We start from the raw sequence: 10305 nt of genomic DNA on the forward strand, positions 1-10305 counted from the left end.
GTCGAAACCGCCGCCGAGGCCCGGCCCACCGCCGGTGTTGACGTACACCCGCCGTCCGCCGCCCCCGCCGAAGGGCCCGCCGGGGCCGGGCGCGGAGCCCTTCCCGGCCTGCTGCCACGCGTGGCCGAAGTGGTCGTAGCGCTTGCGGTTCTCGGGGTCGGAGAGGACCTCGTACGCCTCGCTGATCTCCTTGAACCGCTCCTCGGCCTCCGGGTCCTTGTTCAGATCGGGGTGCCAGCGGCGGGCGAGATTGCGGTACGCGCGCTGGATCTCCTCCGCACCGGCGTTCCTGGGGACGCCGAGTACGTCGTAGTAGTCACGCTTCGACGCGGCCATCGGCTACACCCCCGGTCCCCGCACCACCGTGCACCGCCGCGTCCACGTCCTCGTACGCCGTCGCACGTCATCGCTCCGGTTTCGCCGCGACCGACACGACCGCCGGGCGCAGCAGTCCGCTGTCGCTGTCGTATCCCGGGCGCAGCACCTGGACGATGCTGCCCGGTGCGGCCTCCGGCTCCTCGCGGACCTGAGCGGCCTCGTGGAGGGCCGGGTCGAAGCGGTCGCCGACCTGCGCGATCCGCCGGTAGCCCAGCTGGGCGAGCACCGCGAACGCCTGCTGGCAGACCGCCTCCACCCCGGCGACGATCGAACGCGGATCGGCCGCCGCGTGCTGGAGCGCCAGCTCCAGGTGGTCCACGACCGGCAGCCACTCGGCCGTCACACGGTCCCGTTCGCTCCGGCGCGCCTCCTCCAGCTGCCGTTCGCAGCGCTTGCGGAGGTTCTCCACGTCCGCCACGGCACGCTGCCAGCGATCCCGCAGTTCCTCGGCGTCCAGCTCGGGAAGGGCGGGCGCGGCATCGCGGGGTACGTCCGGTTCTTCGGCGGGGCGGCCGGGCTCTCGCGCCTTGTCGTTCATGGTCACCTCACTCGCGCACGGGCGTCAGCCGGGCCGGAACTCGGCGTCTATCACGTCGTCGTCCCCGCCCGGGGCCCCGCCGCCCTGCGGCGCGGAGCCGGGTCCCTGTCCGGAGCCGGGTCCCTGTCCGGAGCCGGCGCCACCGGGCCCGCCGGCCGCCGCCAGGCCGTGCAGCATCTGCTGGAGATCCCCGGTCAGGGACCGTACGCGGTCCAGCGGGGCCTCCTCCTTGACGGCCTGCCGCGCGTCGGCGACCAGCGTCTCGGCCCGCGCCTTCTCGTGCACGGCGACCGCGTCGCCGAGCTCGCCGAGGCGCCGCTCCACCTGGTACGCGACGCTGTCCAGCGCGTTGCGGGCCTCCACCAGCTCGCGGAGGCGGGAGTCCTCGGCCCGGTTGCGTTCGGCGTCCTGGACCATGCGCTGGACCTCGGCCTCGTCCAGGGTGCCGCTGCCGGAGACGGTGATGCTCTGCTCGGCGCCGGTGTCCTTGTCCTTCGCCGACACGTTCAGGATGCCGTTGGCGTCGATGTCGAACGTCACCTCGATCTGCGGCAGCCCCCGGGGCGCCGGGCGGATGTTCTCCAGCCGCACCCGGCCCAGCACCCGGTTGTCGGCGGCCCGTTCGCGTTCGCCCTGGAGGACGACCACGTCCACGGCCGGCTGGTTGTCGTCGGCCGTGGTGAAGGTCTCGCTGCGCCGGGTGGGGATGGTCGTGTTGCGCTCGATGAGCTTGGTCATCAGCCCGCCCAGCGTCTCCACGCCCAGGGAGAGCGGGGTGACGTCCAGCAGCAGCACGTCCTTGACCTCGCCCTGGAGCACCGCCGCCTGTACGGCCGCGCCCAGGGCCACGACCTCGTCGGGGTTGACCGACATGTTGGGGTCCTTGCCGCCGGTCAGCCGCCGCACCAGCGCCTGCACGGCCGGGATCCGCGTGGACCCGCCGACGAGGATCACCTCGTCCAGGTCGTCGGCCGTCACCTTGCCGTCGGCCATCGCCTGCCGCACCGGGCCCATGCACCGCTCCACCAGGTCGGCCGTCAGCTGCTCGAACGTGGCCCGGCTCACGGTGGTCGTCAGGTGCTTGGGGCCGGAGGCGTCCGCGGTGACGAAGGGCAGATTGATCTGTGTCTGCGCGGTCGAGGACAGCTCCACCTTCGCCTTCTCCGCCGCCTCGTACAGCCGCTGCAGCGCCTGCGGGTCGCGGCGCAGGTCGATCCCGTTGAGCCGCTGGAAGTCCTCCGCCAGGTGGTCCACCAGCCGCCGGTCGAAGTCGTCGCCACCGAGGTGGGTGTCGCCGGCGGTGGAGCGCACCTCCACCACGCCGTCGCCCACGTCCAGGACGCTGACGTCGAACGTGCCGCCGCCGAGGTCGAAGACCAGGACCGTCTCGTGCTTCTTCTTGTCGAGTCCGTAGGCCAGGGCGGCCGCGGTCGGCTCGTTGATGATCCGCAGCACCTCGAGCCCGGCGATCCGGCCGGCGTCCTTCGTCGCCTGTCGCTGCGCGTCGTTGAAGTACGCCGGGACCGTGATCACGGCCTGGGTGACCTTCTCCCCGAGCTGCTTGGAGGCGTCGTCGGCGAGCTTGCGCAGGACGGAGGCGGAGATCTCCTCCGGGGCGTACTGCTTGCCGCGTACGGAGAAGCGCGCCGCGTCCTCGGGACCGGGGACCACCTCGTACGAGACCTGCCCGGCCTCCGTGGCCACCTCGGCGTGCCTGCGGCCGACGAACCGCTTGGCGGAGTACACGGTGCCCTGGGGGTTGAGCACCGCCTGGCGCCGGGCCATCTGGCCGACGAGCCGCTCGCCGGTGTCGGTGAAGGCCACCACCGACGGCGTCGTCCGGCCTCCTTCGGTGTTGGTGATCACTCGGGGCTGGCCGCCCTCGTAGACGGCGATCACCGAGTTCGTCGTACCAAGATCGATACCCACAGCCTTCGCCATCGCCATCCCTCCAGCCTGGACTCGCGTCCTGCCTCGCACGCGGCCTCCCGCGCCTGCCCGCATTCGGCTTCGGCATGCCCTGGGCGGCACCGCCTTCCCGGACCTCAGCTCCGCGTGGAAGGCTGTGCATCAGGCCTGATCGGCCAAGGGGCGGTGCGTGATGGGTCGAGGGTGAACAGCGCGCCGTCCGGATCCCGTACGGTGACCTGTCTGGTCCGGGTCGGCCACGCGCCCTCCTGAACCACCGTCCCGCCGTGTTCGACGGCGGCCTCGGTGGCGGCCTCCAGGTCCCGGACCCGGAAGTGGACGAGCCAGCGCGGTCGCAGCTGGGGCTTCTCGGCGGCCTCTTCGACGGGTCCGCTGTTGAGGCGCGCCACGTCCTCGCCGTCGTACCGCAGGACGACCTGGTCGTGCTCGTAGGAGACCTCGCAGCAGCCCGTCCCGCCGTCCGAGGCCCACTGGAGCGTCTCGCCGTAGAAGAGGGCGGCGTCGAGGGCATCCGCGGTGTGAAGTTCCAGCCAAGCGGGGGCCGTTCCGTCTCCGACCCGCCACTCCGTCAGGACCCGCCCTTCCCAGATCCCGAAGGCCGCGCCCTCGCGGTCGACGGCCAGGGCCGCGCGCCCGCGCGGAGGGTAGGCGACGGGTCCGACGCCGACGGTGCCTCCGCGCTCGCGGATCCGGGCCACCGCGTCGTCGGCGTCGTCGACGGCGAAGTACGGGGTCCACGCCACCGGGACGGCCAGCTCGCGGGCCACCGCGGCGATGCCGGCCACGGGAACGCCGTCCGCCTCCGCCACCGAGAAGGCCCGGCCCAGCGATCCCCGCCGGAACGTCCACCCGAGCACCGCGTTGTAGAAGCTCTCGGAGGCGGCCACATCCCGCGCCGTCAGGCTGATCCAGCAGGGCGCCCCCGCGAGTTCCGCCGTCACCAGAACCATGATCATCTCCTCCTCTCGGGTCGGCCGGGGCCGTCCGCGCGAGGCCGGGCCCCGGCGGGCACGCGGGCTCGCCCGTCGGCTGGCGCCTGCCCATCCGCCTGCCCGGTACGCACGGCCCGGGCCTTACCGGACGGTGGCCGCGTCGACACCGGTGCGGCTCGGCGACGGGGGGCGACGGTGCCGGCCGCCTCCCGCAGCGCCGGACCCACGCCCCCGTCCGTCACGCCCCGGCCCCGCAGGACGGCCTGGCCCCGTCCAAGGGGACGCTCCCCGACCGCACCGGGGGCCGCCGCCTCCGCTCAGGGACGGGCGGGCGCAGGGGACGGGGCTGCTCGGCCCAGATCGTCTTCCCGGCAGCGGTGTGACGCGTTCCCCACCGTTCGGCGAGCTGCGCGACCAGCAGCAGCCCGCGTCCGCCCTCGTCCAGGGCGCGGGCCCGCCTGGGATGTGGAGAGGTGTTGCTCCCGTCGGACACCTCGCAGATCAGCATGCCGTTGTGGATCAGCCGCAGCTCGATCGGATCCCCGGCGTGCCGGATCGCGTTGGTGACCAGTTCGCTGACGATCAGCTCGGTCGAGGGCGCGGCCTCCTCCAGGTCCCACCGCTTCAGCTGGGCCACCGCCCGCCGCCGTGCGTCGGGGACCGCCGCCGGGTCGGCGGGGATGTTCCACGTGGCCACGTGCGCCGCGTCCAGCGGACGGGTGCGGGCGACCAGGAGAGCGACGTCATCGTCCGGCGCGACGGGCAGCAGCGATCCGATCACGGTGTCGCACACGTCGTCCAGCGAAGGAGCCGGGGCGGTCAGCGCGAGCCGCAGGGCCTCGATGCCGCCCTCCACGTCCCGGCCCCGCGCTTCGACCAGGCCGTCCGTGTAGAGCACGAGGAGGCTGCCCGCCGGGAGGGTGAAGTCGGCGGCCTCGAAGGGCACGCCTCCCACGCCGAGCGGCGGCCCCGGTTCCAGGTCCAGGACCTCCACCGCGCCGTCGGGACGGACGACCACCGGCGCCGGATGTCCTGCGCTGGCCACGGTGCAGAGCCGGGAGACCGGATCGTAGACGGCGTACACGCAGGTGGCCCCGATCTCGCCGTCGGAGCTCGGCCGCTCCCGGGCCTCTTCGAGGATCAGGTCGTCGAGGTCCGTCAGCAGCTCGTCCGCCGGCAGGTCGACGTCGGCCAGGGTGCGCACCGCGGTGCGCAGGCGGCCCATCGCGGCGGATGCGTGGACGCCGTGTCCGACGACGTCGCCGACGACGAGGGCCACCCGGGCGCCGGACAGGGGGATGACGTCGAACCAGTCCCCGCCGACCCCCGCATGCGGTTCGGCCGGGAGGTAGCGCGTCGCCGTCTCCACCGCCTGCAGAGTCGGCAGCCGCTGCTGCAGGAGGCTGCGCTGCAAGGCGAGAGCGGCTCCATCGCTCTCCTCGGGGATCGTCGCCTGCACCGACCACCACCGCATGGCGCCCTCGGCGTCCAGCAGCGGGCACGCCTGCACGTCCGCCTCGATCCGGTATCCGCTGCGGTGGCGCAGGACGGCCCTGCCGATCCAGGCCCGGCGCTCGGCCAGGTGCCGCCGCGCCGGATCGGGCAGCCGGCCGTCCGCCAGCAGCCCGGCGGCGTTGCGCCCGACCACCTCGGCCGGAACGTAGCCCAGCAGCACCTGGGCCCCGGGGCTCCAGGCGGTGACCGTTCCCGTGGGATCGACGGCCGCCAGTGCCATCTCCGTCACGGGCAGGAATCCGTCAGTGCCCCCGGGTGACAGTGTGCGGTACCTGCTCATCGTGCTCACCCCTGCGCTGCGCCCCCGGGCAACGGGTACGAGACGTCCGCACGGCGCGTCACCGTCGCTCGAGTCACACCCGCGCGAGGGCAGCGACTCAATTTCCTATTTGTTACCTATGCCACCTTACATACCAGCAGCGGCATAGAAAACTTGAGCCGAGCCTTGTCAAGTTGTCTGCTGCGAGCTATATAAGAGTTATCGGGAGCAAACCCGGAGCAAACCATGAACCAGCTCTTGATATCCATGAGGAGGCGATGATCGGATGCTGATGCGAACCGACCCTTTCCATGAGCTGGACCGGCTCACCCAGCTCTTCAACGGCGTGCAGCGCCCTGCGGCGATGCCCATGGACGCCTGGCGTGAGGACGGCTCGGTGTGGGTCAAGTTCGACCTGCCGGGCGTCGACCCCGACTCCGTCGACCTGAGCGTTGAGGAGGACATGCTCACCGTTCAGGCCGAACGCAAGCCGGAGGTCAAGGAAGGTGCCGACGTGGTGATCTCCGAGCGGCCCACGGGTACGTTCACCCGTCAGCTGTTCCTCGGCGAGAACCTGGACACGGAGCACATCGAGGCGGTGTACGACGCCGGCGTGCTCAGTCTGCGCATCCCGGTTGCCGAGCAGGCCAAGCCGCGGAAGATCGAGATCGGCACCGGCGGCAGCAAGGAGCTGCAGTCGTGATCCGTCGGCGGGCGCCCGGCCCCGTCCGGGTGCCCGTGGCGGCCCTGCGGCAGCGGATCGTCAGGACTGCGCGGCCGGGCCGGCCGGGCCGGCCGGGTAGAAGGTGATCAAGGTGGCGGTGTCGTCCTGGTCCAGGACCCGGATGGCCGTTTCGGGGACGTCCACCGTCGAGACGTCGATCTCCTTCGGATGCGCCACGATGTGTCGCAGCACGACGGGGTAACGGGGCGGCCGCCCCCCGACGGCGACGACCACCGCGTCGCTCTTGTGGTCGTACGAGAGGTAGGAGAAGGGCAGTCGCTCGGCTTCGTACTGATGGCCGATGCTCTGGTCCATCACTTCGATCGTGATGAGCTCCCCCTCATGGGTGGCGGTGGCCTCGTCGAGCGTGCTCGTCCAGTCACTCCGGTCGAGAGATGCGTTGCCAGGCATGTTTTCGGACCTTCGGTCGGATTCTCGCGGGTCGGCTGTGCGGACCTCGGCGGTGGCAGTCACTCCGACGCGCGCTCACATGCTTGGGGCTACCCCTGCCCGGGCCCTGCATTCCCCCGCGACCCGGCGGACATCCGTCATGCGTCGCATCACAGACGGGCCGCCTGTCATTCCCCCTGTCCTGCTGGTTTAGCCGGTGGTGGGACGGACAGTCGCCGGAAGACGGGAGCGCGGCACCCTTCGAGTGGGGTTCCGGCTCCGCTCCCGCCCGCTGAGGCATGGAGGTGTTGACGATGGTGCTGCCGATCCGGCGCGGAGGCGCTCTGTCCGAGCGGCTGCGGCCGTCCTGGGACCCGTTCCGGGACTTCGAGAACATGTGGGGCGAGATGGGCCGGCTGCTGGAGCAGGCGGCGGTTTCCCGCCACCACCGGCGGCCAGTGGCTGCCGATGGCCGAGGAAGAGGAAACCGACGACGCGTACGTCGTACGGATGGAGCTGCCGGGTGTACCCGCGGAGAACGTCGACATCGAGGTCGGCGACAACGAGCTCAGCATCAGCGGAGAGGTCTCCGAGGAGCACCGCGGAAAGGTTCTGTCCCGTAGGACGGGCAGGTTCTCCTACCGCACCAGCCTTCCGGGCATGGTGGACGCCGGCCAGTGCGACGCGGACCTGAGCGACGGAATGCTCACGGTGCGCATCGCGAAGGCGACCGAGAGGAAGCGCCGCAAGATCGAGCTCAAGAGCGCGGGCGCCGAGGGCATCGGCGCGGCCGAAGAGTCCCGGATGGCCGGAGGCGGTCGAGGCGCGCAGGCCGAGACGGCTGAGGACATGCAGGGGACCGAGGGCACTTGAGCACTCGGACGACCGAGGGAACAGCAACAAGGGGAGGGCGCCCCGTCCGCCGCCGCCCCGCCCGGGCGACCGGCTACGGCGCCGCGGTGCCCTTCACGGTGTACGGCTCACGGCCCTCGAGCGGGTAGACCTTGGTCCACATGCTTCCGCACGGGCAGTGGTAGGTCTCGACGAGCTCGCCGGCCGGTGATACTTCCATGCCGTCCCTGTGGCGGATGTGCACGTGTTCGCCCATGACGGCACCTGCTGTTCTGTGTGGGGAAGTGGATCCGCTCAGTCTGCGCAGTGACATGGCCGCCCGCAATACCCTGTCCGAAACATGAACAAACCACCCCGAAGGGGTGCCGCGCCCGCTCATGCGCGGGCCTCCGTGGCCGGGGTTGTCCCGGGGGCCGGGGCGAGGTGGTGCTCGTAGGTCTGGAAGCCGTCCCGGACGCCGAGGATGACCTCGCCGAGGACGAGGTGGCCGTCGTGGATGAGCGGGGTGTCGCGCAGGGCCTCGATGAGGAAGTAGTACGCGCCCAGGTCCTCGGTCTCCAGCACGGCGAAGTCGGAGAAGCGGCCGCTGAAGGCCTCGGCGTCGAAGAACCGGGCCGTGACGCGGTCCGCGTACCGGGCGAACACCGGCTCGATGTGCGCGGCACGCATGCGGTTGCGTTCCTCGCGCGGCAGCGCCAGCCAGCGCGGAGTGAGCGTGTAGGTCAGCACGATGCCGTACGTCATGAGTCCCCCAAAGTGAATTGTTTACACCGTTAACTCTAATGAGAAGCTAAAGTGATACCCGTTAACTTTGTCAAGGGGAGGACGGGACCACGGCGATGACGGACACCTCGGGGGCTGCCGCGGGCAGGCGCCGCCACCGCGTGCGCGAGGAGGCCCTGGCCGATGCGATGCGCATCGCCCGGCGGCTGCTGGTCGAGGAGGGGCCGGCGGCGGTGACGGTCCGGGCGGTCGCCCGGGAGATGGGCCTGACGGCTCCGGGCCTGTACCGGTACTACGCCGGGCACCGGGAGCTGGTCCAGGCCCTGGTCTCCCACCTGTACGACGAACTCGCCGCCGCCCTGGCCGCAGCCCGCGAACGGCAGCCCGCCGACCGGCCCGGGCCGCGGCTGCGCGAGGTCGCCCGTGAACTGCGCCGCTGGGCGCTGGCCCACCCCAACGAGTTCACCCTGCTGTTCGCCAAGCCCGTGGCGGACGCCGACACCGCACCCGGGGCCGCCGCCCACGACCCCAGCTGGCGCTTCGGGACGGTCGTCCTCGGCCTCATGGTCGAACTCTGGCGCCGCGGCGGCGTACGGGTGCCCGCGGACCTGGACCCGGGCTGGGCGGCGCAGCTGGAGGAGGTGCGCGAACACCTGTCGGGAGAGCCCGTGCCCCTGGAGGCGATCTATGTCTTCGTCGCCTCATGGGCCCGTCTGTACGGGGCGGTGGCGGTGGAGGTCTTCGGGCACCTCGACTTCGCCCTCACCGACCCCGGGCCCCTCTTCGAGCACACCGTCGACGACGTCCTCGCGATGCTGGGCGACCCGGCCGCCTGACCGCCTGGCGGGGGTGACCGCCTGGCGGGGGTGACGGAAGTCTTACGGTGCGGTGCGGGAGACGCCGTCGGCGGGTGGGGTTCCGTAACGTCCCGGGCATGCGAGTTCTCGTTACAGGAGGAGCCGGTTTCATCGGCTCGCACGTGGTGGCCGTCCTGGCAGCCGGGGGGCACACGCCCGTGGTGCTGGACGCCTTGTTGCCCACCGCCCATCCGGATGCTCCCGAGCTGCCGGACGCCGAGTTCGTCCGGGGTGACGTGCGGGACGCGGAGGCGGTGGGGCGGGCCCTGCGCGGTGTGGACGCCGTGTGTCATCAGGCCGCGATGGTGGGCCTGGGGAAGGACTTCGCGGACGCGCCGGAGTACGTCGCCTGCAACGACCTGGGGACGGCGGTGCTGCTGGCCGGGATGGCCCGGGCGGGGGTGCGGCGGTTCGTGCAGGCCGGGTCGATGGTGGTGTACGGGGAGGGGCGGTACGAGTGCCGCGAGCACGGAGTGGTGCGGCCGGGCCCGCGGGCGGTCCCGGATCTGGAGGCGGGCCGGTTCGAGCCGTGCTGCCCGCGGTGCGGGGCCGAGCTCGTCCCCGGCCTGGTGGACGAGGACGCGCCGGCGGATCCGCGGAACGTGTACGCGACGACGAAGCTCGCGCAGGAGCACCTGGCCGCCGCCTGGGCGCGGTCGAGCGGTGGTACGGCCGTGTCGCTGCGGTACCACAACGTGTACGGGCCGGGGATGCCGCGCGACACCCCGTACGCGGGTGTCGCCTCCTTCTTCCGGTCCGCGCTGGCCCGGGGGGAGGCCCCGCGGGTCTTCGAGGACGGCGCGCAGCGGCGGGACTTCGTGCACGTGCGGGACGTGGCCCGGGCGAACGCGGCGGCCCTGGCCGGTGTCGAAGGGCTGCCGGACGGCGGGCACAGGGCGTACAACGTGGGCAGCGGCGATCCCCACACCGTGGGGGAGATGGCCGCCGCGCTCGCGGCCGAGCACGGCGGCCCGGCTCCCGTGGTCACGGGGGAGTTCCGGCTGGGCGACGTCCGGCACATCACGGCGGACTCGGCCCGGCTGCGCCGTGAGCTGGGCTGGCGGCCCGAGGTCACGTTCGCCGAGGGCATGGCCGAGTTCGCCCGGGCCGGCCAGCGGGCCCCGGTCCGGGCCGGGTAGCCCGGCCGGAGCGCACGGGCCGGCCGGGGCCGGCGCGGATGCCGGAGCATGCGGGCCGGTTGGGGTCGG

12 protein-coding genes are annotated in these 10305 nt (G+C 72.4%); 4 read left to right on the forward strand and 8 right to left on the reverse strand.

The genetic code is table 11. The features are described from left to right. From VR44_RS02730 to VR44_RS02750, 5 genes are all read right to left on the reverse strand, one after another. On the reverse strand, positions 1–336 hold a 336-nt coding region (locus VR44_RS02730; RefSeq protein ID WP_045945731.1), incomplete at its 3' end, for a DnaJ domain-containing protein. Positions 337–403: 67 nt separating this feature from the next. Continuing rightward, positions 404–916: a nucleotide exchange factor GrpE gene (locus VR44_RS02735; RefSeq protein ID WP_045945725.1), complete on the reverse strand. Its 513-nt coding sequence runs from the start codon at positions 914–916 to the stop codon at positions 404–406. A 24-nt stretch (positions 917–940) separates the two neighbouring features. Then, a complete protein-coding gene (dnaK, locus tag VR44_RS02740) occupies positions 941–2857 on the reverse strand; it encodes a molecular chaperone DnaK (RefSeq protein WP_045945732.1) in 1917 nt (638 codons plus the stop codon). A 104-nt stretch (positions 2858–2961) separates the two neighbouring features. Further along, entirely contained in the window at positions 2962–3795 is an 834-nt protein-coding gene (locus VR44_RS02745) for a VOC family protein (RefSeq protein ID WP_094191396.1), read from the reverse strand. Between the two features lie 220 nt (positions 3796–4015). Further along, positions 4016–5572, reverse strand: coding sequence for an ATP-binding SpoIIE family protein phosphatase (locus VR44_RS02750; RefSeq protein WP_425424481.1), 1557 nt, complete (start codon positions 5570–5572; stop codon positions 4016–4018). Positions 5573–5837: 265 nt separating this feature from the next. On the opposite strand from VR44_RS02750, the gene VR44_RS02755 reads away from it, so the two are divergent. Then, a complete protein-coding gene (locus tag VR44_RS02755; RefSeq protein WP_045945727.1) occupies positions 5838–6254 on the forward strand; it encodes an Hsp20/alpha crystallin family protein in 417 nt (138 codons plus the stop codon). A 60-nt stretch (positions 6255–6314) separates the two neighbouring features. Here the strand turns inward: VR44_RS02755 and VR44_RS02760 are convergent, their stop codons facing one another. Further along, positions 6315–6686 carry a DUF5335 family protein gene (locus tag VR44_RS02760; RefSeq protein ID WP_045945728.1) on the reverse strand — a complete coding sequence of 124 codons (372 nt, stop codon included), beginning with the start codon at positions 6684–6686 and terminating at the stop codon, positions 6315–6317. A 447-nt stretch (positions 6687–7133) separates the two neighbouring features. Between VR44_RS02760 and VR44_RS02765 the strand changes: the two genes are divergently transcribed. Further along, positions 7134–7538, forward strand: a complete 405-nt coding sequence (locus VR44_RS02765) for an Hsp20/alpha crystallin family protein (RefSeq protein ID WP_052713445.1) — start codon at positions 7134–7136, stop codon at positions 7536–7538. Positions 7539–7611: 73 nt separating this feature from the next. On the opposite strand, the gene VR44_RS45860 is transcribed toward VR44_RS02765, so the two are convergent. Together VR44_RS45860 and VR44_RS02770 are read right to left on the reverse strand one after the other, a co-directional pair. Then, positions 7612–7773 (reverse strand): hypothetical protein, encoded by a 162-nt coding sequence (locus VR44_RS45860; protein WP_169790971.1) that lies wholly within the window; start codon positions 7771–7773, stop codon positions 7612–7614. A gap of 119 nt (positions 7774–7892) precedes the next feature. Beyond that, positions 7893–8261, reverse strand: coding sequence for a darcynin family protein (locus VR44_RS02770; protein WP_045945729.1), 369 nt, complete (start codon positions 8259–8261; stop codon positions 7893–7895). Positions 8262–8356: 95 nt separating this feature from the next. Between VR44_RS02770 and VR44_RS02775 the strand changes: the two genes are divergently transcribed. Further along, positions 8357–9076: a TetR/AcrR family transcriptional regulator gene (locus VR44_RS02775; RefSeq protein WP_045945730.1), complete on the forward strand. Its 720-nt coding sequence runs from the start codon at positions 8357–8359 to the stop codon at positions 9074–9076. Positions 9077–9174: 98 nt separating this feature from the next. After that, positions 9175–10236: an NAD-dependent epimerase/dehydratase family protein gene (locus VR44_RS02780; protein ID WP_045945734.1), complete on the forward strand. Its 1062-nt coding sequence runs from the start codon at positions 9175–9177 to the stop codon at positions 10234–10236. The last annotated feature ends 69 nt before the right edge of the window (positions 10237–10305 follow it).

It is taken from the genome of Streptomyces katrae, from assembly GCF_000966975.1.
Taxonomy (GTDB): domain Bacteria; phylum Actinomycetota; class Actinomycetes; order Streptomycetales; family Streptomycetaceae; genus Streptomyces; species Streptomyces katrae.